The following is a 21,957-nucleotide window of genomic DNA, read 5'->3' on the forward strand; positions in this document are numbered from 1 at the left end:
GCAGGCTCGCGCCCCGGTTTACTTCAGGCCTTGCCCGGAAAACATCAGAACTTTGTCACCGGCGTACTGCACGCTGATAAAGCTGTTTTTATCGCCCCAGGTGCAGCTGGACATGCCCAGTGCGCCGGAACAATCGGTTGGCTTACCCAGCAACGACTCCACCTCGGCCTTGGCCATGCCGGCCGAGAGCTTTTGGTAGTTTTCTTGGGTGACCTTGCTGCAAGCGGCTAAGAGCACGCAAAAAGCCAGCAGGGCGAGACGGCGTATAGACATGGAAAAGCTCCTGGAGAGACAAAGCAGCTGGGGTATCTGCCAGAAGCTTAGAAGGGAAAAGGGGTGTCTGGTTCCCGACGAGCGAAAACAAAAAAGCCCCGAAAACGCTGAAACGTTTCGGGGCTTCTTTAACGGTGATCCATCTCACAATACAGCGGCTCACCGCTCGTTACGGCTTACTTCTTGTGATAGGCCGTCACGCGCTCAACTTCTTCCTTCGAACCCAGGAATACCGCCACACGCTGGTGCAGGCCTTCAGGCTGAATGTCGAGGATGCGCTGGTGGCCGTCGGTGGACGCACCGCCTGCCTGTTCAACCAAAAACGACATCGGGTTGGCTTCGTACATCAGGCGCAGCTTGCCTGGCTTGGACGGCTCGCGGCTGTCGCGTGGGTACATGAACAGCCCACCACGGGTCAGGATGCGGTGTACGTCGGCAACCATCGCGGCCACCCAGCGCATGTTGAAGTTCTTCTTCAGCGGGCCTTCTTCGCCTTCCATCAGCTCGTTGACGTAGCGCTTCACCGGTTCTTCCCAGTGGCGCTGGTTGGACATGTTGATGGCAAATTCCTGGGTAGAAGCAGGAATCGAAATGTCTTCGTGGGTCAGCACGAAGCTGCCCATTTCACGGTCCAGGGTGAAGCCCTTGACGCCGTCGCCCAGGGTCAGCACCAGCATGGTCTGTGGGCCGTAGATCGCATAGCCGGCAGCAACCTGCTCGGTGCCTGGCTGCAGGAAGGCCTTTTCGTTCAGGGCTTCGTTCTGGCTCAGGTATTCGTTGGGGCAACGCAGTACCGAGAAGATGGTGCCGACCGGTGCGTTGATGTCGATGTTGGACGAACCGTCCAGTGGGTCGAATACCAGCAGGTATGCGCCTTTCGGGTATTTGCCTGGGATCTGGTAGGCATTGTCCATTTCTTCGGACGCCATGCCGGCCAGGTGGCCGCCCCATTCGTTGGCTTCGAGCAGGATTTCGTTGGACAGAACGTCCAGTTTCTTCTGCACTTCGCCCTGCACGTTTTCAGTGCCCATGCTGCCCAGGACACCGCCCAGTGCGCCTTTGGAAACGGCGTGGCTGATTTCCTTGCAAGCACGCGCCACCACTTCGATAAGGAAGCGCAGATCGGCAGGCGTGTTGTTGCTGCGGGTCTGCTCGATCAAATAGCGACTCAAGGTAACGCGGGACATGGACGGCTCCGGAGAATGGGGGGCTAAAAACCCGCGCAGTTTAGCGCGAGTCGGGGCTGATTTCCTCTAATCAGAGGATTTAACGCCAATAGAGTTCACGACCCAACGCAATAGCCCTCTGTAGGAGCGAGCTTGCTCGCGAAAAACTCACACGCGCCGCGTTCATTCAGCAAGCACGCGTTATCGTTGGAGCTCTTCGCGAGCAAGCTCGCTCCTACAGGGGTATCAGTTAGTCGAGGGCTTTCCAGATCTCGGTGGCGTACTCGCGGATGGTGCGGTCAGAGCTGAACCACCCCATGCGCGCCGTGTTGAGCACCGCCGAGCGCCACCAGGCCTTGGAGTCGTGCCAATGCGCCTCGACCCGCGCCTGCGCGTCCCAGTAGGCGTCAAAGTCGGCACACACCAGGAAGCGATCGTAGTCGATCAGCCCATCGATCAGGCCCACATAGCGGCCCGGGTCATCCGGCGAAAATACCCCACCACGGATCGCTTGCAGCACGTCGTTCAAGCGATGGGACGCGGCGATGTCCGGCCCGGCGCTGAACTCGCCGGCGTGCTTGCGGGCTTCTACCTGCTGGGCGCTGAGGCCAAAGATAAACATGTGCTCGGCGCCGACCCGCTCGTGCATCTCCACGTTGGCGCCGTCCATGGTGCCGATGGTCAGCGCGCCGTTGAGGCCGAACTTCATGTTGCTGGTGCCGGACGCTTCGAAACCGGCGGTGGAAATCTGCTCCGACAAATCCGCTGCCGGAATGATGCTTTCCGCCAGGCTGACGTTGTAGTTGGGCAGGAACACCACCTTGAGCAGGCCGCGTACGGTCGGGTCGTTGTTGACGGTGCGGGCGATGTCGTTGGTCAGCTTGATGATCAGCTTGGCCTGGTGATAACTGGCCGCTGCCTTACCCGCGAAGATCTTCACCCGCGGCACCCAATCGATGCCCGGCTCGGCACGGATCGCCTGGTACAGCGCCACAGTGTGCAGCAGGTTGAGCAGTTGGCGCTTGTATTCATGGATGCGCTTGACCTGCACGTCGAACATCGCCGCCGGGTTGATCGCAATGCCCAGGCGCTCATGGATGATCTGCGCCAGTGCGCGCTTGCTGTGCAGGCGCTGTTCAGCGAACGCTTTGCGGAAGGCCGGTTTCTCGGCAAAGGGTTCCAACTCGATAAGACGCTGCTCGGGCTGGTCCAGAATATCCGGGCCCAGGGCTTCCACCAGCATATCGGTCAACTTGGGGTTGGCCTGGTACAACCAGCGACGGAAGGTAATGCCGTTGGTTTTGTTGTTGATGCGCTCGGGGTAGAGCTTGTGCAGTTCGGAGAACACCGTGCTGCGCATTAGCTGGGTATGCAAACCGGACACGCCGTTGACGCTATGGGAGCCCAGGAATGCCAGGTTGCCCATGCGCACGCGGCGGCCGTTGTCTTCTTCGATCAGCGACACAGCGCGCAAGACATCAAAGTCGTGGATGCCTTTGGCACGCAGCGAGTCGATGTGCTGGGCGTTGATCAGGTAGATGATCTGCATGTGCCGCGGCAGCATGCGCTCCATCAAACCGACAGGCCAGGTTTCCAGGGCCTCGGGCAGCAAGGTGTGGTTGGTGTACGAAAGGGTCTCGACGGTGACATCCCACGCGGCTTCCCACGGTACATCGTGCAGGTCGACCAGTTGGCGCATCAACTCGGCCACGGCGATGGACGGGTGGGTGTCGTTGAGCTGGATGGCGGCGTGCTCGCCCAGGCTGAGCACCGAACCGTGCATGTTCTTGTGGCGGCGCAGCAAATCCTGCAGGGACGCGGAGACGAAGAAATATTCCTGGCGCAGGCGCAGCTCCTGCCCTGCTTCGGTGCTGTCGGCCGGGTAAAGCACTCGGGAGATGCTTTCGGCACGGGCCACCTCGGCGACGGCGCCCAAGTGGTCACCGGCGTTGAAGCGCTCCAGATGCAGGTCTTCTACAGCCCGCGCACGCCATAGGCGCAGGGTGTTGACGCTGGCGCCGCGCCAACCGACGACCGGCGTGTCATAGGCAACAGCACGTACGGTTTCGTTGGGCGACCATACCTGGATCATCTTGCCGGAGGCGTCCGCAACGGTTTCGACGCTGCCGCCAAAGCCAATCGGGTAAATCACTTCGGCGCGCTCGAATTCCCAAGGGTTACCGAAATCCAGCCAGCGTTCGGTCTGTTCCTGCTGCCAACCGTCGACAATGGCCTGGCGGAACAGGCCGTGTTCATAACGAATGCCATAGCCGTGGCCAGCAATGCCGAGGGTCGACATGCTTTCCATAAAGCACGCCGCCAGCCGGCCCAGGCCACCGTTGCCGAGCGCCGCGTCGGGCTCCAGCAGGCGGATGCGCTCCAGATCGACGCCCAGCTCCGACAGCGCTTCGCGAGCGATCTCCAGCACACCCAGGTTGCTCAGGCTGTCGTAGAGCAAGCGGCCGATGAGAAATTCCAGGGAGAGGTAATAAACCCGCTTCTGGCCTTTGCGATAAATACGCCGCGTGTGGTCCATCCAGTGATCGACCATCTGGTCGCGGGCGGCCAGCGCAATGGCTTCGAACCAATCATGGTCGAAGGCGTGATCCGGGTCCTTGCCCACCGCGTAGGTGAGTTTGGTCAAGACAGCATCGCGGAATGCGGCTACCTCTGCTTCTCGTGCAAGCGGTTCCTGAGACATCGGTGCGACCTCGGGCGAGATTGAAGGAGTTGCTAGAGCCTAGTCGGTCTGACAGACGGTAGACGTGCTGGTTCGGCAGTTTTTTAACTCATTCGCCATGGGCTGAATTTGATGCAGGGGTCGTGCCCGATCAGACCGTGGCTAAACCTTTGAGCTGAAACCTGCAAAATATTGTTCAAAAAACCACCAATCCCGGTATGATCGCGCGCCCGGATAACGCCCCACCTTGGAACCTTGATGAAGCCTCAACTGATCGCCGCCGCGGAACTCGACCGTCTAGAGACCTGGCAGAAATATTCCGCCCATATGTGCGGCGGCTGCGTGTCCAGCTGCTGCACGCTGCCGGTGGAGGTGAAGATCAAGGACCTGATCCGCATTGGCATCGTCGATGAGTTCGAGCGCGGCGATCCGCCGAAGAACATCGCCAAGCGTTTGCAGAAAGAAGGCATCGTCGAGCGGTACAACAACAAGTCCGAAATTTTTACCCTGCAGCGCATGAGCAACAACGACTGCCTGTACCTGGATCGTAAGACGCGCTTTTGCACTATTTATGACAAGCGCCCGGATACGTGCCGCAACCACCCGAAAATCGGGCCGCGGCCGGGGTATTGCGCGTATAAGCCCAAGGAAGTGGTGCGCGAGACTAACTTCAAGACCCTCGACAAGTTCTGATCCGGATTTTGTTTTTGATCGTTCCCACGCTCTGCGTGGGAATGCAGCTGTGGACGCTCTGCGTCCGCTCTTGAAAGCAGGACGCGGAGCGTCCCACGCGGCGTTCCCACGCGGAGCGTGGGAACGATCACAACACACAAACTGCAGGCATAAAAAAACGCCCCCGGCCTTTCGACCGGGGGCGTTTTTCATTCAGCCTGAGTTAACTCAGTTCTTGGCTTTCTTGGCAGCGCGGGTACGCTCGCCTTCGTCCAGGATCTTCTTACGCAGGCGGATCGACTTAGGCGTGACTTCGCACAGCTCGTCGTCCTGGATGAATTCCAGGGCCTGTTCCAGGGTGAAGCGAACAGGTGGAACCAGAGCGATGGTTTCGTCTTTGCCCGAAGCACGCATGTTGTCGAGCTTCTTGCCTTTGGTTGGGTTCACGCCCATGTCGTTGTCGCGGCTGTTCAGACCAACGATCTGGCCGTTGTAGATCTCTTGACCGTGTTCAACGAACAGCTTGCCACGCGCCTGGAGGGTTTCCAGGGAGTAGGTCAGCGCCTTGCCGGTTTCTACCGATACCAGAACACCGTTCTGACGGCCGGACATGTCGCCGGACTTCATGGTGTCGTAGCGATCGAAGATCGAGGTCAGGATGCCAGCACCGTTGGTCAGGGTCAGGAACTGGTTACGGAAACCGATCAGACCACGAGCAGGGATGTTGTATTCCAGACGCACACGGCCTTTGCCATCCGGCACCATGTTGGTCAGGTCGCCCTTACGCAGGCCCATCTCTTCCATGACCTTGCCCTGGGACTCTTCCGGGGTGTCGATGGTGACGTTTTCGAACGGTTCCTGCTTCACGCCGTCAACCTGACGGATGATCACTTCCGGACGACCAACACCCATTTCGAAGCCTTCGCGACGCATGGTTTCGATCAGTACCGAGAGGTGCAGCTCACCACGGCCGGAGACCTTGAACTTGTCAGCCGAGTCGCCTTCTTCAACGCGCAGAGCAACGTTGTACAGCAGCTCCTTGTCCAGACGCTCCTTGATGTTACGGGAGGTCACGAACTTGCCTTCTTTACCGCAGAAAGGCGAGTCGTTTACCTGGAAGGTCATGGAAACGGTTGGCTCGTCAACGGTCAGAGGCTTCATCGCCTCGACGTTGTCCGGCTGGCACAGGGTGTCGGAGATGAACAGCGAGTCCATACCGCTCACGCATACGATGTCGCCAGCGAAAGCTTCTTCAACGTCGATGCGGTGCAGGCCGTGGTGACCCATCAGCTTCAGGATACGACCGTTACGCTTCTTGCCGTCAGCGCCGATAGCGACAACCGGGGTGTTCGGCTTGACGCTACCACGAGCGATACGGCCAACGCCGATAACACCCAGGAAGCTGTTGTAGTCCAGTGCCGAGATTTGCATCTGGAACGGGCCTTCACGGTCGACTTTCGGTGCTGGTACGTTGTCGACGATCGACTGGTACAGCGGAGTCATGTCTTCAGCCATGTCGGTGTGGTCAAGACCAGCAATACCGTTCAGGGCCGAAGCGTAGATGACTTGGAAGTCCAGCTGTTCTTCGGTGGCACCCAGGTTGTCGAACAGATCGAAGATCTGGTCCAGAACCCAGTCCGGACGCGCGCCTGGACGGTCAACCTTGTTGATGCACACGATCGGACGCAGGCCGGCTTCGAAAGCCTTCTTGGTCACGAAACGGGTTTGCGGCATAGGGCCGTCTTGAGCGTCAACCAGCAGCAGAACGGAGTCAACCATCGACATTACGCGCTCTACTTCGCCGCCGAAGTCGGCGTGGCCCGGGGTATCCACGATGTTGATGTGGTAGCCGTTCCAGTTGATAGCGGTGTTTTTTGCCAGGATGGTAATACCGCGCTCTTTTTCCTGGTCGTTGGAGTCCATCACGCGCTCGTCGTTGAGCTCGTTGCGCTCCAGGGTGCCGGATTGACGCAGGAGTTTGTCTACCAGGGTGGTTTTACCATGGTCAACGTGAGCAATGATGGCGATGTTACGTAGATTTTCGATCACTTGTGTATCTCGATCAGAGGATTCGGTGTGCTGACAGGTCGTGGCAGCGATTAACAGTAGAGTCAGGCCTTGCCGTTACAGCTTGACGGCAGAGTCGGGGGGCCGGTGACGCAGGCCACAGGCAAACAGCCCCGGGCTCTTAGCTCGGTCGATAAACGCGCACATTGGCATGCCCCTCACTGAGCAAATGGTGGGCATGCAGGCGACTCATCACGCCTTTGTCGCAATACAACAGGTACTGACGGCTGTTATCCAGTTCCTTGAAACGCGCGTTCAGTGCGTAGAACGGCAGCGTTTGCACGTCGATGCCAGCGATTTCCAGCGGCTCGTCTTCGGCGGCATCCGGATGACGGATGTCGACGACGATCTGGCCCGCCAGGGCTTCGCTGACTTCTTCGATCTGCACATCCTGGCCCAATTCGTCGATCACTCGATCGATTGGCACCAGCTTGGCGTTCTCGAGCGCACGCTCCAGAATCGCCATGTCGAATTCTTTCTCTTCATGCTCCACGCGGTGACGCTTGGCGTGGGTCTTGGGGTTCACCGAAATGACCCCGCAGTATTCAGGCATATGCTTGGCAAAGTCGGCGGTGCCGATTTGCTCTGCCAGGTCGATGATGTCCTGCTTGTGGCTGGCGATCAGCGGGCGTAGCACCAGCTTCTCGGTCACGCAGTCAATGATCGACAGGTTAGGCAGCGTCTGGCTGGAAACCTGGGAAATCGCTTCGCCGGTCACCAGGGCGTCGATCTGCAATTGATCGGCGATTCGGGACGCAGCGCGCAACATCATACGCTTCAATACTACGCCCATATGACTGTTATCGACTTTGCCGAGAATTTCGCCCAGCACTTCCTCGAACGGTACGCTTACAAATAGCACGCGTTGGGAGCTGCCGTATTTCTTCCAGATAAAGTGCGCAACTTCCATCACGCCCAATTCATGTGCACGCCCGCCCAGGTTGAAGAAGCAGAAGTGGCTCATCAGGCCGCGACGCATGATCTGGTAGGCCGCAACCGTGGAATCGAAACCGCCGGACATCAATACCAGGGTCTGTTCCAGGGCACCCAGCGGGTAGCCGCCGATGCTGTTGTGCTGGCTGTGGATCACGAACAACCGTTGGTCGCGAATTTCCATGCGCACTTCAATTTGTGGCGCTTTCAGGGAAATTCCAGCGGCACCGCACTCGCGACGCAGCTTGCTGCCGACGTATTTCTCGACGTCCATGGAGCTGAACGGATGCTTGCCGGCACGCTTGCAGCGCACCGAAAAAATCTTGCCTTCAAGCGCACTACCGTAGTGCTGCTTGCACTTTTCGGTGATGTCGTCGAAGTCGCCCAGCGGGTACTCATCCACCTGCAGGAAATGCGCGATGCCCGGCATGCAGCTCAGGCGCTCGGTCATGTCCTTCAAGGCTTTGGCGTCGGTAATGCGGGTTTCCAGCTCGAGGTTGTCCCACACGCCGTTCACCACCACAGCCGGGTCCAGGTCACGGAGCACGGCACGGATGTTCTTGGCCAACTGACGGATGAAACGCGTCCGTACCGGTCGGCTTTTGATGGTGATCTCGGGGAAGACTTTAACGATTAATTTCATGGAAACAGCGCGCGCCGGGCCTGCTGAAAAAGGGGGGCGCGGATTATAGCGGAAATCGCTCAAGGTTTAACCAGTTAATATGCATTGCATACGCAATGCACCAAAACGGGTCATTTACACAAATAAACGCTACATTGCAGTGCGCGATTTATGCCGTTTTTGCCGATTGCACCGTTATAGGGGCCATTTTGAGGCAAAACGGCCATGTTGGCGCACTGGCATGCAATTTGCTCTCTTGTGAGGCAGGTTGCCTTGGCGGAGTATCCGCGCCGGCATCACCCAAATTCTAAGGGCTAACTCCACTACCCAAGCCCGAAGCCACCCGGAGGACACCATGTCGAAGTCGGTTCAACTCATCAAAGATCATGACGTTAAATGGATTGATCTGCGCTTCACGGACACAAAAGGCACTCAGCACCACGTGACCATGCCGGCTCGCGATGCGCTGGAAGATGACTTCTTCGAAGTCGGCAAGATGTTCGACGGTTCCTCCATCGCCGGCTGGAAAGGCATCGAAGCCTCCGACATGATCCTGCTGCCAGACGACAGCACCGCCGTACTCGACCCGTTCACCGAAGAGCCGACCCTGATCCTGGTGTGCGACATCATCGAACCTTCGACCATGCAAGGCTATGACCGCGACCCACGCGCCATCGCCCACCGTGCCGAGGAATACCTGAAGTCCACCGGTATCGGCGACACCGCATTCTTCGGCCCTGAGCCAGAGTTCTTCATCTTCGACTCGGTGAAGTTCAAGTCCGACATCTCCGGCTCCATGTTCAAGATTTTCTCCGAGCAAGGCTCGTGGATGTCCGACCAGGACGTGGAAGGCGGCAACAAAGGCCACCGTCCAGGCGTGAAAGGCGGTTACTTCCCAGTACCACCGTTCGACTTCGACCATGAAATCCGTACTTCCATGTGCAACGCACTGGAAGAAATGGGCCAGACCGTTGAAGTTCACCACCACGAAGTGGCGACTGCCGGCCAGAACGAAATCGGCGTGAAATTCAACACGCTGGTGAAGAAGGCTGACGAAGTTCAAACCCTGAAATACTGCGTGCACAACGTTGCCGATGCCTATGGCCGCACCGCTACCTTCATGCCTAAGCCGCTGTACGGCGATAACGGCTCGGGCATGCACGTTCACGTATCGATTTCCAAAGACGGCAAGAACACCTTCGCCGGCGAAGGCTATGCCGGCCTGTCCGACACCGCTCTGTACTTCATCGGCGGCATCATCAAGCACGGCAAGGCCCTGAACGGCTTCACCAACCCGTCGACCAACTCCTACAAGCGTCTGGTCCCAGGTTTTGAAGCGCCGGTGATGCTGGCCTACTCGGCACGCAACCGCTCCGCCTCGATCCGTATTCCTTACGTCAACAGCCCTAAAGGCCGTCGTATCGAAGCGCGCTTCCCAGACCCGGCTGCCAACCCTTACCTGGCCTTCGCCGCCCTGATGATGGCCGGCCTGGACGGTATCCAGAACAAGATCCACCCTGGCGACGCCGCCGACAAAAACTTGTACGACCTGCCGCCTGAAGAGGCCAAAGAGATCCCACAAGTGTGCGGCAGCCTGAAAGAAGCCCTGGAAGAGCTGGACAAGGGCCGTGCGTTCCTGACCAAAGGCGGCGTTTTCAGCGACGACTTCATCGACGCTTACATCGCCCTGAAAAGCGAAGAAGAAATCAAAGTGCGCACCTTCGTACACCCACTGGAATACGAGCTGTACTACAGCTGCTGATCCGGTAGCGCTGCTTGAGGTAGCGTGATGAGAAAGACCTCCTTCGGGAGGTCTTTTTTTTGCCTGGGCGTTACGCTACGCCAGCTCTGCAAACCCAATCAAAGTGTGGGAGCTGGCTTGCCTGCGATAGCGCACTGCCGGCCACCTGCTGTATCACTGACACACCGCCATCGCGGGCAAGCCCGCTCCCACAGGAGATCACCTTTGAGATATCGACTTGTATTTGCCCTGCTGTTCATCAGTGCCAGTGCGAGCGCTGCGCCGCCTACGCTCGAACCCTTGCTCAACAGCATCGCCGAACGCCTGGAGATTGCCGACCAGGTAGCACTGAGCAAGTGGGACAGCCACAAGCCCGTGGAGGACAAGAAGCGCGAGCAAGAGGTGATCGCCAGCGTCACTGCCCATGCGCCGAGCTACAAGCTGGACCCGGCCGCTGCCGAGCAGTTCTTCGCCGCCCAGATCGAAGCCAACAAACTGGTGCAATACACCCATCTGTCCGATTGGCAGTTCCAGGGCAAAGCGCCCGACGACCCGCGCCCGGACCTGGTCCAGCAGATCCGCCCTCGACTGGACGAGCTGCAAAAAAGGCTGCTGCAGCAGCTGGCCGACTTCACTCCACAGCGCACCGACCCGCAGTGCCCGCAATGGCTGGCCGAGGCCGTGCACGAACCGCTGAATGATCCGCTGCGCCAACTGGCGATGATCCGCGCCACCGCCGAGCTTTGCATCTATAAAGATTAAAAGGACTGCAAATCCAATTAAAAATGTGGGAGCTGGCTTGCCTGCGATAGCGGTGTTGAATGCACCACCGCTATCGCAGGCAAGCCAGCTCCACACTGACTGCGATTCGCCTTAAATCTTCAGTTGCTGAACAACCTTCACAAAACCGCACTATATTGGTGCGATAGCCTGCACCCTTCTCAATTGCCCAGCCCATTTTGGTTCGAAACTTCCCGTTGAGGCTGGCAGAACGCCACAGTTTCGCGCCTGAAACCCTTATTTCAGGGCATTAGCGCTTCTTTTCGGAGCCTTGGTTTGGTTTTTGCATTTTCCTTGTATCAGCGTGTGCCTCAAGCCCACGCCTTGCTCCAAAAGAGGTCCCGATGACCATCAGCGATGCACTGCACCGTTTGTTACTCGACAACCTGACCACCGCGACCATCCTGCTCAATGCCGACCTGCGCCTTGAGTACATGAACCCGGCGGCGGAGATGCTCCTGGCCATCAGCGGCCAGCGCAGCCATGGGCAGTTCATCAGCGAATTGTTCACCGAGTCGGCCGAAGCCTTGAGTTCGTTGCGCCAGGCCGTGGAGCAGGCACACCCGTTCACCAAGCGCGAAGCGATGCTCACCGCGCTCACCGGGCAAACGTTGACCGTCGACTACGCCGTGACCCCGATCCTGAGCAATGGCGCGACCCTGCTGCTGCTCGAAGTCCACCCCCGCGACCGCCTGCTGCGCATCACCAAGGAGGAAGCGCAGCTGTCCAAGCAGGAAACCAGCAAGATGCTGGTGCGCGGCCTCGCCCATGAGATCAAAAACCCGCTGGGCGGTATTCGCGGCGCGGCACAGTTGTTGTCCCGCGAGCTGCCGGACGAGCACCTCAAGGACTACACCAACGTCATCATCGAAGAAGCCGACCGCCTGCGTAACCTGGTGGACCGCATGCTGGGCTCCAACAAGCTGCCGTCCCTGGCAATGACCAACGTGCATGAGGTGCTGGAGCGCGTCTGCCAATTGGTCGAGGCCGAAAGCCAAGGCTGCATCACCTTGGTGCGCGACTACGACCCAAGTATTCCCGACGTGTTGATCGACCGCGAACAGATGATCCAGGCGGTGCTCAACATCGTGCGCAACGCCATGCAGGCCATCAGCAGCCAGAATGAGCTACGCCTGGGCCGCATCAGCCTGCGCACCCGCGCCCTGCGCCAGTTCACCATCGGCCATGTGCGCCACCGCCTGGTGACCAAGGTGGAGATCATCGACAACGGCCCCGGCATTCCTGCGGAGCTGCAGGAAACCATCTTCTTTCCCATGGTCAGCGGCCGCCCGGACGGTACCGGGCTGGGCCTGGCCATCACCCAGAACATCATCAGCCAGCACCAGGGCCTGATCGAATGTGAGAGCCACCCTGGCCACACCACGTTCTCGATCTTCCTGCCATTGGAACAAGGAGCCCCCACGACATGAGCCGTAGTGAAACTGTCTGGATCGTCGATGACGACCGTTCTATCCGCTGGGTCCTCGAGAAAGCCTTGCAACAAGAAGGCATGACCACCCAGAGCTTCGACAGCGCCGATGGGGTGATGAGCCGCCTGGCACGTCAGCAGCCGGACGTGATCATTTCCGATATCCGCATGCCTGGCGCCAGTGGCCTGGACTTGCTGGCGCGCATTCGCGAGCAGCACCCGCGCCTGCCGGTGATCATCATGACCGCCCACTCGGACCTGGACAGCGCTGTCGCGTCCTACCAGGGCGGCGCCTTTGAATACCTGCCCAAGCCATTCGATGTGGATGAAGCGGTGGCGCTGGTCAAGCGCGCCAACCAGCACGCCCAGGAACAACAGAACCAGGAAGCGCCGCCGACCCTGACCCGCACCCCGGAAATCATCGGGGAAGCGCCGGCGATGCAGGAAGTGTTTCGCGCCATCGGGCGCTTGAGCCACTCCAACATCACTGTGCTGATCAACGGCGAATCGGGGACCGGTAAAGAACTGGTGGCCCACGCCCTGCACCGCCACAGTCCACGGGCGGCGTCGCCGTTTATCGCGCTGAACATGGCGGCGATCCCCAAGGATTTGATGGAGTCCGAGCTGTTCGGCCATGAGAAAGGCGCGTTCACCGGCGCAGCCAACCTGCGTCGCGGGCGCTTTGAACAGGCGGACGGCGGCACGCTGTTCCTCGATGAGATCGGCGACATGCCGGCCGATACCCAGACTCGCTTGCTGCGCGTACTGGCTGACGGCGAGTTCTACCGTGTGGGCGGGCATACGCCGGTGAAGGTGGATGTGCGCATCATCGCGGCCACCCACCAGAACCTGGAAACACTGGTGCATGCGGGTAAATTCCGTGAGGACTTGTTCCACCGCCTCAACGTGATCCGCATCCACATCCCGCGCATGTCGGACCGTCGCGAAGATATCCCCACCCTCGCCCGCCACTTCCTCAGCCGCGCCGCCCTGGAGCTGGCCGTCGAGCCCAAGCTGCTCAAAAGCGAGACCGAGGAATACCTCAAGAACCTGCCATGGCCCGGCAACGTGCGCCAGCTGGAGAACACCTGCCGCTGGATCACCGTGATGGCCTCCGGGCGTGAAGTGCACATCAGCGACCTGCCACCGGAGCTGCTGAGCCTGCCGCAGGACTCGGCCCCCGTGACCAACTGGGAACAGGCGCTGCGCCAATGGGCGGACCAGGCCCTGGCACGCGGCCAGTCGAACCTGCTGGACAGCGCGGTGCCGGCGTTCGAGCGGATCATGATCGAGACCGCCCTGAAGCACACTGCCGGCCGTCGTCGCGATGCGGCCGTGCTGCTGGGTTGGGGGCGCAATACCCTGACCCGCAAGATCAAGGAATTGGGGATGAAGGTGGACGGTGGGGATGATGATGAGGGTGACGAGGCCTGAACCCCAAGACCGCTGAAGGTCTAGTGTGGGAGCCGGGCTTGCCCGCGATGGCGGTGTGTCAGTCACCCGATAGAGGGCTGACACACCGCCCTCGCAGGCAAGCCAGCTCCCACATTGGTTTTGTGCAATGCCTGCAGACTGTGCACCGCTTCAATGCACGATGAACCGGCATTGAGCACAGACCAGAAAACTCGCATATCGCTTTCGCTACAAATTTCTTGGCAGTAGAAACAAACAAAGCCCCGTATTCCGGGGCTTTGCGCTTTTTGGCATTTTTTTCCAGCAGCAATTGCAAGTTTTGGCACGCCCCCTGCAATAACCCCAGTACTACCCAGTTTCGGGGACCTTGGTACAGGCAGGCCGAGAATCCCCTCTTTAACACCGAAGCCTCAGGCTTCACCCCGTTTTGGGAGCCCTGGTACAGGCAGGCCGGGAACTCCCTCTTTTATTGCTCTTGGAGATGGATCTCCAGCCGCCAGCGGCCATCGACCTCTGCACCGCTCCACTCCCCACGCAACGGCCGGGCCGCCACCAGGTTCAGCAGCAAGCCAGCATCGGTCTTGCGTATGCGCCAATTCACGTCCTTGTCATTGACCTTGAGCTGCCCGCTGGCTGCCTTGCCTTGGGCGTCAAACAGCAACGCCACGGTGCCGTCGATATGCTCGCCGTGCAGCTTGGGTTCGTTGTTGAACCACACCACCAAACCATCCGCCGCAGGTTCTACCTGTTGCAGCTCCAGCGGCTCTGGGGTGGTCAAGCGACCGATCATCAAGCCAATCATCAAGCCAATCATCAAGCCGACAATCGCCAATGAGCCCAACACCCTCGGCAATAGCTTCGGTCTCGGGTCGTCTTCGGGGGTAGAATGCAGCGCATCTTTGCCTTCGGAGCCGTGCATGTTTCACGTCATCCTTTTTCAACCAGAAATTCCGCCGAATACCGGCAACGTTATCAGGCTGTGCGCCAACAGTGGCTGCCACCTGCATTTGATCGAGCCGTTGGGCTTTGACATGGACGACAAGCGCCTGCGCCGTGCCGGGCTGGACTACCACGAGTACGCCACCCTCAAGCGCCATGCCGACCTCGCCAGTTGCCTGGAGAGCCTGGGCCACCCACGGGTGTTCGCGTTCACCACCAAGGGCTCGCGGCCGTTTCATGATGCCAACTTTGCCGAGGGCGACGCGTTCCTGTTCGGCCCGGAGAGCCGAGGCCTGCCGGCCGAGGTGCTTGACGCATTGCCCGATGGCCATCGCCTGCGCTTGCCGATGCGTGAAGGCTGCCGCAGCCTGAACCTGTCGAACACCGTAGCCGTTGCCGTCTATGAAGGCTGGCGCCAACTGGGCTTTAAATAACACCGCATAACAAATGTGGGAGCGGGCTTGTGTGGGAGCCGGGCTTGCCCGCGATGCAGGCACCTCGGTGTGTCAGTCACACCGCAGTGATGCTATCGCAGGCAAGCCAGCTCCCACACAAGCCCGCTCCCACATTTTAGAACGGCATCGCTCAGCAAATTACTGAACGGTTGGCGCGCCTTCCTGTTGCATGCGCTGCAGCTCTTGGGCGTACAGGGCATCGAAGTTCACCGGGGCCAGCATCAGGGCCGGGAACGAACCACGGGTGACCAGGCTGTCCAGGGTCTCACGGGCATACGGGAACAGGATGTTCGGGCAGAACGCACCCAGGGTGTGGCTCATGGACGCTTCGTCCAGGCCCTGGATCAGGAAGATACCGGCCTGTTGCACTTCAGCGATGAAAGCGACTTCTTCACCATTCTTGACGGTGACCGACAGGGTCAGCACGACTTCGTGGAAGTCACCTTCCAGGGATTTCTGACGGGTGTTCAGGTCCAGCGCAACGCTTGGGGTCCACTCCTGACGGAAAATGGCCGGGCTTTTTGGCGCTTCGAACGACAGGTCACGCACGTAGATCCGCTGCAGCGAGAACTGTGGGCCTTGAGCTTCTGCTGCTTCGGTGTTCTGTTGATCAGTCATCGCAGATCCTTCTTTATCTTGGGTTCTTGAGGGTTTAGGCGTCAGGCGGACAGCAGCGCATCAAGTTTACCGGCGCGCTCCAGAGCGAACAGGTCGTCGCAACCACCGATATGCCGGGTGCCGATCCAGATCTGCGGGACCGACGTGCGGCCAGCCTTCTGGGCCATTTCGGCGCGCACCTGGGGCTTGCCATCGACCTTGATCTCTTCAAAGGCAACACCCTTTTTCTCAAGCAAGGCCTTGGCCCGCGTGCAGTAAGGGCACCAATCGCTGGAATACACGACAACCTGGCTCATATCACTTCACCAACGGCAGGTTATCGCCACGCCAACTGCTGATACCACCCGACAGCTTGGCGGCGGTGAAGCCGGACTTGAGCATCTCACGGGCGTGGGTGCCGGAGTGCTGGCCCTGGGCATCGACCAGGATGATGGTCTTGGCCTTGTGCTTTTCCAGTTCGCCCAGACGCGCAATCAGCTTGTCCTGGGGAATGTTCAGGGCGCCAACGATATGGCCGGCGGCATAATCCTTGGCCGGGCGAATATCGACGACGACAGCCTCATCCTTGTTGACCAGCGCGGTCAGCTCCGACGTGCTCAGGCTGCGACCACCGCGGCTCAGTTCGTGAGCGATCAGCAGCGCCAGCAGGATGACGAAGGCGCCCACAAGCAGGTAGTGGGCAGTGGCAAATGCAATCAGGTGATCAACCATCAAGGAGGTTCCAGGGCGTTAAAATGGCGGTAAGTATACACAGCCGCCAGGGGGGGCCAACCCCCGTAAAGCGGTGACGTGGTTGGAACTTCGCTTTAAACTGCCACTCCCTTTTCAATTGTCTTCCTTTATTAGCGCCGCGAGAGGATCTATGACTACCACGCCTAAACCTTTGGTCCTGATAATTCTCGATGGCTTCGGACACAGTGAAAGCCACCACGACAACGCGGTGTACTCGGCCAACAAGCCGGTACTGGACCGCCTGACCGCCACCGTGCCCAACGGCCTGATCTCAGGTTCCGGCATGGACGTGGGCCTGCCGGACGGCCAGATGGGCAACTCGGAAGTCGGCCACATGAACCTAGGTGCCGGACGAGTGGTGTACCAGGACTTCACTCGTGTCACCAAGGCGATCCGCGATGGCGAGTTCTTCGAGAACCCGACCATCTGCGCGGCGGTCGATAAAGCCGTTGCCGCCGGCAAGGCCGTGCACTTCATGGGCCTGTTGTCGGACGGCGGCGTACACAGCCATCAGGATCACTTGGTCGCCATGGCCGAACTGGCGTTCAAGCGCGGCGCTGACAAAATCTATCTGCACGCCTTCCTCGACGGCCGCGACACGCCACCTAAAAGCGCGCAATCCTCCATCGAACTGCTGGATACCACCTTCGCCGCCCTGGGCAAGGGCCGTATCGCCAGCCTGGTGGGCCGTTACTTCGCCATGGACCGCGACAACCGCTGGGACCGTGTCGCCCAGGCCTACAACCTGATCGTCGACGGCCAGGCCGAATTCAACGCGGCCACCGCCCAGGAAGGTCTGGACGCGGCCTACGCCCGCGGTGAAAGCGATGAATTCGTCAAAGCCACCACCATCGGCGAGCCGGTGAAAGTCGAAGACGGCGACGCCGTGGTGTTCATGAACTTCCGCGCCGACCGCGCCCGTGAACTGAGCCATGTGTTCGTCGATGAAGGCTTCAAGGACTTCGAACGCGCGCGCCAGCCGAAGGTCGAGTTCGTCATGCTCACCCAATACGCCGCCAACATCCCGGCCCCGTCGGCGTTCGCCCCGGGCAGCCTGGAGAACGTGCTGGGCGACTACCTGGCCAAGAACGGCAAGACCCAACTGCGCATCGCCGAAACCGAGAAATACGCCCACGTGACGTTCTTCTTCTCCGGTGGCCGCGAGGAGCCGTTCCCCGGCGAAGAGCGCATCCTGATCCCGTCGCCAAAAGTCGCTACCTACGACTTGCAGCCGGAAATGAGCGCACCGGAAGTCACCGACAAGATCGTCGACGCCATTGATCACCAGCGTTATGACGTGATCGTCGTCAACTACGCCAACGGCGACATGGTTGGCCACAGCGGCAACCTGGAAGCGGCGGTCAAGGCCGTGGAATGCCTGGATAAATGTGTTGGCCGCATCGTCGACGCGCTGGAAAAAGTCGGCGGCGAAGCGCTGATCACCGCCGACCACGGCAACTGCGAACAGATGTCCGACGAATCCACCGGCCAGGCGCACACCGCGCACACCACCGAACCGGTACCGTTCATCTATGTCGGCAAACGTGACCTGAAAGTGCGTGAAGGTGGCGTGCTGGCGGATGTGGCGCCGACCATGCTCAAGCTGATGGGGCTGGAGCAGCCGAAGGAGATGACCGGGACCTCGATCCTGGTCTGATCCAAAGTACGCCACAAAACAGTGTGGGAGCGGGCTTGCCCGCGATTGCGGCTAATCAGTCGACATCTATGTCGCTGACCCACCGCAATCGCGGGCAAGCCCGCTCCCACATTGGTTTGCGGCGCTTTGAGAGATATCTTTTTGCCATACCAGCACCACTCGGCACCTATCTTGCCCACCAGCCCCAATTGGGCGTTTTTTTTGCAGCGCTTGGCGGGCATACTAGGCCGTCCTTTTCCCCTGGTGTCGCCCGCCTCTATGCTTCGCGCCTTGATAACCCTTGCTCTTGTCTGCCTGCTCCAACCGGCGTTTGCCGATGAGCGCGCACAAACCCAACAACAGTTGGACGCTACGCGTCAGGACATTACCGAGCTGAAAAAGCTGCTCGGCAAGCTCCAGGAAGAAAAATCCGGAGTGCAGAAAGACCTGCGCGGCACGGAAACCGAAATGGGCAAGCTGGAGAAGCAGGTCCAGGAGCTGCAAAAAGAACTAAAGAAGAGCGAGTCGGAACTGGAGCGACTCGACGCTGAGAAAAAAAAACTCCAGAGCGCACGCGTTGAACAGCAACGCCTGATCGCGATCCAGGCCCGTGCCGCGTACCAGAGCGGCCGCCAGGAGTACCTCAAGCTGCTGCTCAACCAGCAGAACCCGGAAAAATTCGCCCGTACCCTCACCTATTACGACTACCTGAGCCAGGCGCGCCTGGCGCAATTGAAGGGGTTTAACGAAACCCTGCGCCAATTGGCCAATGTCGAACAGGAAATCGCCGACCAGCAATCGCAGCTTCTCGACCAGAAAACTGCCCTCGACACCCAGCGCGACCAGCTCGATAAAGTACGCAAGGAACGCCAGCAGGCCCTGGCCAAGCTCAACAGCGACGTAAAAGCCCGCGACGCCAAGTTGCAGGCCCGCGAGCAAGACCAGGCCGACCTGGCCAAAGTCCTCAAGACCATTGAAGAAACCCTGGCCCGCCAGGCACGCGAGGCCGAAGAAGCGCGGCAAAAAGCGCTGATCGCCCAGCAGGAAGCCGAAAAAAAGCGTCAGCGTGAGGCCGAACTGGCTGCCACCACCGACGCTCCGGCCCCGCGCAAACCGGCGCGTGCAGCGCCTGGCCCGTTGGTTTCCAGCAGCGGCGAGTCGTTCGGCGGCCCTTTTGCTTCAGCACGAGGCAAACTTCCATGGCCGGTTGATGGTCGATTACTGGCACGCTTTGGGGAAACCCGTGGCGATGACACCCGCGCCAAGTGGGATGGCGTGATGATCAGCGCCTCTGCCGGCAGCCAGGTCCACGCGGTGCACGGTGGGCGCGTGGTGTTCGCCGATTGGTTGCGGGGCGCCGGCTTGCTGGTGATTCTTGACCACGGTAATGGCTATTTGAGCCTTTACGGCCACAATCAGACACTACTCAAGTCGGCAGGTGATGTTGTAAAAGCCGGTGAATCCATCTCCACTGTCGGTAACAGTGGCGGCCAGGACACCCCGGCGCTGTACTTCGCTATTCGTCAGCAGGGCCGCCCGAGCGACCCTGCACAATGGTGCCGGTCCCAAGGATAGGGTCGCATCTACATTAGGAGTTCGTTCGACATGCTGCATTTGTCCCGCCTCACTTCGCTGGCCCTGACGATCGCCCTGGTGATCGGCGCGCCTCTGGCTTTTGCCGACCAGGCCGCACCGGCTGCACCTGCCATGGCTGCGACGACCAAGGCGCCATTGCCGCTGGACGAGCTGCGCACCTTTGCCGAGGTCATGGACCGGATCAAGGCAGCGTATGTCGAACCCGTAGACGACAAGGCCCTGCTGGAAAATGCCATCAAGGGCATGCTCAGCAACCTCGACCCGCACTCCGCTTACCTGGGCCCGGAAGATTTCGCCGAGCTGCAGGAAAGCACCAGCGGTGAGTTCGGCGGCCTGGGCATCGAAGTGGGCTCCGAAGACGGCCAGATAAAAGTGGTCTCGCCTATCGACGACACCCCGGCGTCCAAGGCCGGCATCCAGGCCGGCGACCTGATCGTGAAGATCAACGGCCAGCCGACCCGTGGCCAGACCATGACCGAAGCCGTCGACAAGATGCGCGGCAAGCTCGGCCAGAAGATCACCCTGACCCTGGTACGCGACGGCGGCAACCCGTTTGACGTGACCCTGGCCCGTGCGACCATCACGGTCAAGAGCGTGAAAAGCCAGCTGCTGGAGTCGGGCTACGGCTATATCCGTATCACCCAGTTCCAGGTCAAGACCGGCGACGAAGTGGCCAAGGCCCTGGCCAAGCTGCGCAAGGACAACGGCAAGAAGCTCAACGGCATCGTGCTTGACCTGCGCAACAACCCAGGCGGCGTGTTGCAGTCGGCGGTCGAGGTGGTCGACCACTTCGTCACCAAGGGCCTGATCGTCTACACCAAGGGCCGTATCGCCAACTCCGAGTTGCGCTTCTCGGCCACCGGCAACGACCTCAGCGAGAACGTGCCACTGGCGGTATTGATCAACGGCGGCAGCGCCTCGGCCTCGGAAATCGTCGCCGGCGCCCTGCAAGACCTCAAGCGCGGTGTGCTGATGGGCACCACCAGCTTCGGCAAAGGCTCGGTGCAGACCGTATTGCCGCTGAACAACGACCGTGCACTGAAGATCACCACGGCGCTGTATTACACGCCGAACGGCCGCTCGATCCAGGCCCAGGGCATTGTGCCGGACATCGAAGTACGCCGCGCCAAGATCACCAACGAGATCGATGGCGAATACTACAAAGAGGCCGACCTGCAAGGCCACCTGGGCAATGGCAACGGCGGTGCCGACCAGCCAACCGGCAGCCGCGCCAAGGCCAAGCCGATGCCGCAGGACGATGACTACCAACTGGCCCAGGCGCTCAGCCTGCTCAAGGGCTTGAGCATCACCCGCAGCCGTTGATCATGCGTCTTGCCCTGATCTTCGCTGTGCTGTGCAGCCTGGCAGGGGTCGCTCAAGCGGCCACTGCCAGCGAACCACACAAAGCCTACCTGACGCTTATCATCGACGACCTGGGGCAAAACCTGCCTCGGGATCGTCGCGTGCTTGCGCTACCCGGCCCGGTGACCGCCGCCATCATGCCGGACACGCCCCACGCCGCCGAATTTGCCCGTGAGGCCCACAAGGCTGGCAAGATCGTGATCCTGCACATGCCCATGGACCCGGCCACCGGCCCATTCGCCTGGCACCCGGAGCTGTCCATCGAAGAACTGGGCAAGCGCCTGGACGCGGCATTTGAAGCCGTGCCCTGCACCGCCGGCATCAACAACCACATGGGCAGCCGCATGACCGCACAACCGGCAGCGATGGCCTGGCTGATGGGTGAGTTGCAACGGCGTCACAAGTTCTTCGTCGACAGCCGCACCAGTGCGCAAACCGTCGCCGCCGCCGAGGCGCAGAAGATCGGTTTGGCCCATGTGTCGCGGGATGTATTTCTCGATGACGAACGCACCGAGGCGGCGATTACCACGCAACTGCAGACCGCGATCAAACTGGCGCACAAGCAGGGTTCGGCAGTCATGATCGGGCATCCTTACCCACAGACGCTGGCGGTGCTGGAGCGCGAGTTGCCCAAGCTCAAGGCGCAGGGCGTGGAGTGGATCGATATCAAGTTGATGATCAGCGTGCGCAGTAATCGGGCGATGGCCGGGCATGGCAAGAACGGCATCTATCGCTGACAGTCACTGTGGCGAGGGAGCTTGCTCCCGCTGGGGTGCGCAGCGCCCCCCCGCGTTTTGGGGCGCTACGCCGCCCCCCCGGGGGAAGATCCCCCCCCCCCCCTCT

Annotated in this window: 19 protein-coding genes; 10 read left to right on the top strand and 9 right to left on the bottom strand. The window is 60.0% G+C overall.

Features of this window, described 5'->3' with window-relative positions; all coding sequences use genetic code 11:
• Positions 1–18 precede the first annotated feature (18 nt).
• From GIW79_RS04505 to GIW79_RS04515, 3 genes are all read right to left on the bottom strand, one after another.
• Positions 19–273 (bottom strand): hypothetical protein, encoded by a 255-nt coding sequence (locus GIW79_RS04505; RefSeq protein ID WP_003187823.1) that lies wholly within the window; start codon positions 271–273, stop codon positions 19–21.
• Positions 274–449: 176 nt separating this feature from the next.
• Positions 450–1,460 carry a class 1 fructose-bisphosphatase gene (locus GIW79_RS04510; RefSeq protein ID WP_003187818.1) on the bottom strand — a complete coding sequence of 337 codons (1,011 nt, stop codon included), beginning with the start codon at positions 1,458–1,460 and terminating at the stop codon, positions 450–452.
• Between the two features lie 229 nt (positions 1,461–1,689).
• Positions 1,690–4,140, bottom strand: a complete 2,451-nt coding sequence (locus GIW79_RS04515) for a glycogen/starch/alpha-glucan phosphorylase (protein WP_034125542.1) — start codon at positions 4,138–4,140, stop codon at positions 1,690–1,692.
• 237 nt (positions 4,141–4,377) lie between these two features.
• Between GIW79_RS04515 and GIW79_RS04520 the strand changes: the two genes are divergently transcribed.
• A complete protein-coding gene (locus GIW79_RS04520; RefSeq protein ID WP_003187815.1) occupies positions 4,378–4,812 on the top strand; it encodes a YkgJ family cysteine cluster protein in 435 nt (144 codons plus the stop codon).
• Between the two features lie 207 nt (positions 4,813–5,019).
• On the opposite strand, the gene typA is transcribed toward GIW79_RS04520, so the two are convergent.
• Together typA and thiI are read right to left on the bottom strand one after the other, a co-directional pair.
• Complete coding sequence (typA, locus tag GIW79_RS04525; protein ID WP_014716526.1) at positions 5,020–6,840, bottom strand: translational GTPase TypA; 1,821 nt, start codon at positions 6,838–6,840, stop codon at positions 5,020–5,022.
• 139 nt (positions 6,841–6,979) lie between these two features.
• Complete coding sequence (thiI, locus tag GIW79_RS04530; RefSeq protein WP_034125541.1) at positions 6,980–8,434, bottom strand: tRNA uracil 4-sulfurtransferase ThiI; 1,455 nt, start codon at positions 8,432–8,434, stop codon at positions 6,980–6,982.
• A 334-nt stretch (positions 8,435–8,768) separates the two neighbouring features.
• Between thiI and glnA the strand changes: the two genes are divergently transcribed.
• The 4 genes from glnA to ntrC all read left to right on the top strand — a co-directional run bounded on the left by glnA (position 8,769) and on the right by ntrC (position 13,797).
• Entirely contained in the window at positions 8,769–10,175 is a 1,407-nt protein-coding gene (glnA, locus tag GIW79_RS04535) for a type I glutamate--ammonia ligase (protein WP_003187811.1), read from the top strand.
• A 204-nt stretch (positions 10,176–10,379) separates the two neighbouring features.
• Complete coding sequence (locus tag GIW79_RS04540) at positions 10,380–10,916, top strand: chorismate mutase (RefSeq protein ID WP_236454271.1); 537 nt, start codon at positions 10,380–10,382, stop codon at positions 10,914–10,916.
• Positions 10,917–11,278: 362 nt separating this feature from the next.
• Positions 11,279–12,364: a nitrogen regulation protein NR(II) gene (glnL, locus tag GIW79_RS04545; RefSeq protein WP_014716523.1), complete on the top strand. Its 1,086-nt coding sequence runs from the start codon at positions 11,279–11,281 to the stop codon at positions 12,362–12,364.
• Positions 12,361–13,797 (top strand): nitrogen regulation protein NR(I), encoded by a 1,437-nt coding sequence (gene ntrC, locus GIW79_RS04550; RefSeq protein WP_003187806.1) that lies wholly within the window; start codon positions 12,361–12,363, stop codon positions 13,795–13,797. Before glnL ends, ntrC begins: the two co-directional genes overlap by 4 nt.
• Before the next feature lie 445 nt (positions 13,798–14,242).
• Here the strand turns inward: ntrC and GIW79_RS04555 are convergent, their stop codons facing one another.
• The gene (locus tag GIW79_RS04555) at positions 14,243–14,695 is read right to left on the bottom strand and encodes a hypothetical protein (protein ID WP_236454269.1); all 453 of its coding nucleotides are present in this window, start codon (positions 14,693–14,695) and stop codon (positions 14,243–14,245) included.
• Between GIW79_RS04555 and GIW79_RS04560 the strand changes: the two genes are divergently transcribed.
• Positions 14,694–15,149 (top strand): tRNA (cytidine(34)-2'-O)-methyltransferase, encoded by a 456-nt coding sequence (locus tag GIW79_RS04560; protein WP_236454265.1) that lies wholly within the window; start codon positions 14,694–14,696, stop codon positions 15,147–15,149. The genes GIW79_RS04555 and GIW79_RS04560 overlap by 2 nt on opposite strands.
• A gap of 159 nt (positions 15,150–15,308) precedes the next feature.
• On the opposite strand, the gene secB is transcribed toward GIW79_RS04560, so the two are convergent.
• From secB to GIW79_RS04575, 3 genes are read right to left on the bottom strand one after another with little or no spacing between them, the layout of a single operon-like run.
• Positions 15,309–15,788 (bottom strand): protein-export chaperone SecB, encoded by a 480-nt coding sequence (secB, locus tag GIW79_RS04565; RefSeq protein WP_032894017.1) that lies wholly within the window; start codon positions 15,786–15,788, stop codon positions 15,309–15,311.
• A gap of 41 nt (positions 15,789–15,829) precedes the next feature.
• Complete coding sequence (gene grxC / locus GIW79_RS04570) at positions 15,830–16,084, bottom strand: glutaredoxin 3 (protein WP_236454261.1); 255 nt, start codon at positions 16,082–16,084, stop codon at positions 15,830–15,832.
• A gap of 1 nt (position 16,085) precedes the next feature.
• Entirely contained in the window at positions 16,086–16,499 is a 414-nt protein-coding gene (locus tag GIW79_RS04575; RefSeq protein ID WP_032901811.1) for a rhodanese-like domain-containing protein, read from the bottom strand.
• A 151-nt stretch (positions 16,500–16,650) separates the two neighbouring features.
• On the opposite strand from GIW79_RS04575, the gene gpmI reads away from it, so the two are divergent.
• The 4 genes from gpmI (at position 16,651) to GIW79_RS04595 (ending at position 21,851) form a co-directional block, all read left to right on the top strand.
• Positions 16,651–18,177: a 2,3-bisphosphoglycerate-independent phosphoglycerate mutase gene (gene gpmI, locus GIW79_RS04580; protein ID WP_054919499.1), complete on the top strand. Its 1,527-nt coding sequence runs from the start codon at positions 16,651–16,653 to the stop codon at positions 18,175–18,177.
• Between the two features lie 258 nt (positions 18,178–18,435).
• Entirely contained in the window at positions 18,436–19,731 is a 1,296-nt protein-coding gene (locus GIW79_RS04585; RefSeq protein ID WP_003187792.1) for a murein hydrolase activator EnvC family protein, read from the top strand.
• A gap of 30 nt (positions 19,732–19,761) precedes the next feature.
• Positions 19,762–21,075: a S41 family peptidase gene (locus GIW79_RS04590; protein WP_034125537.1), complete on the top strand. Its 1,314-nt coding sequence runs from the start codon at positions 19,762–19,764 to the stop codon at positions 21,073–21,075.
• Between the two features lie 2 nt (positions 21,076–21,077).
• A complete protein-coding gene (locus GIW79_RS04595; RefSeq protein ID WP_054919501.1) occupies positions 21,078–21,851 on the top strand; it encodes a divergent polysaccharide deacetylase family protein in 774 nt (257 codons plus the stop codon).
• Positions 21,852–21,957 lie beyond the last annotated feature (106 nt).

The organism is Pseudomonas sp. PA-7-1E, from assembly GCF_021605325.1.
Classification (GTDB): domain Bacteria; phylum Pseudomonadota; class Gammaproteobacteria; order Pseudomonadales; family Pseudomonadaceae; genus Aquipseudomonas; species Aquipseudomonas fluorescens_BV.

Bases quoted from the DNA above. Each gene is read 5' to 3' on its own strand.
- GIW79_RS04505 (WP_003187823.1), bottom strand. From the start codon at position 273: ATGTCTATACGCCGTCTCGCCCTGCTGGCTTTTTGCGTGCTCTTAGCC.
- GIW79_RS04510 (WP_003187818.1), bottom strand. From the start codon at position 1,460: ATGTCCCGCGTTACCTTGAGTCGCTATTTGATCGAGCAGACCCGCAGC.
- GIW79_RS04515 (WP_034125542.1), bottom strand. From the start codon at position 4,140: ATGTCTCAGGAACCGCTTGCACGAGAAGCAGAGGTAGCCGCATTCCGC.
- GIW79_RS04520 (WP_003187815.1), top strand. From the start codon at position 4,378: ATGAAGCCTCAACTGATCGCCGCCGCGGAACTCGACCGTCTAGAGACC.
- thiI (WP_034125541.1), bottom strand. From the start codon at position 8,434: ATGAAATTAATCGTTAAAGTCTTCCCCGAGATCACCATCAAAAGCCGA.
- glnA (WP_003187811.1), top strand. From the start codon at position 8,769: ATGTCGAAGTCGGTTCAACTCATCAAAGATCATGACGTTAAATGGATT.
- glnL (WP_014716523.1), top strand. From the start codon at position 11,279: ATGACCATCAGCGATGCACTGCACCGTTTGTTACTCGACAACCTGACC.
- ntrC (WP_003187806.1), top strand. From the start codon at position 12,361: ATGAGCCGTAGTGAAACTGTCTGGATCGTCGATGACGACCGTTCTATC.
- GIW79_RS04560 (WP_236454265.1), top strand. From the start codon at position 14,694: ATGTTTCACGTCATCCTTTTTCAACCAGAAATTCCGCCGAATACCGGC.
- GIW79_RS04555 (WP_236454269.1), bottom strand. From the start codon at position 14,695: ATGCACGGCTCCGAAGGCAAAGATGCGCTGCATTCTACCCCCGAAGAC.
- secB (WP_032894017.1), bottom strand. From the start codon at position 15,788: ATGACTGATCAACAGAACACCGAAGCAGCAGAAGCTCAAGGCCCACAG.
- grxC (WP_236454261.1), bottom strand. From the start codon at position 16,084: ATGAGCCAGGTTGTCGTGTATTCCAGCGATTGGTGCCCTTACTGCACG.
- GIW79_RS04575 (WP_032901811.1), bottom strand. From the start codon at position 16,499: ATGGTTGATCACCTGATTGCATTTGCCACTGCCCACTACCTGCTTGTG.
- gpmI (WP_054919499.1), top strand. From the start codon at position 16,651: ATGACTACCACGCCTAAACCTTTGGTCCTGATAATTCTCGATGGCTTC.
- GIW79_RS04585 (WP_003187792.1), top strand. From the start codon at position 18,436: ATGCTTCGCGCCTTGATAACCCTTGCTCTTGTCTGCCTGCTCCAACCG.
- GIW79_RS04590 (WP_034125537.1), top strand. From the start codon at position 19,762: ATGCTGCATTTGTCCCGCCTCACTTCGCTGGCCCTGACGATCGCCCTG.
- GIW79_RS04595 (WP_054919501.1), top strand. From the start codon at position 21,078: ATGCGTCTTGCCCTGATCTTCGCTGTGCTGTGCAGCCTGGCAGGGGTC.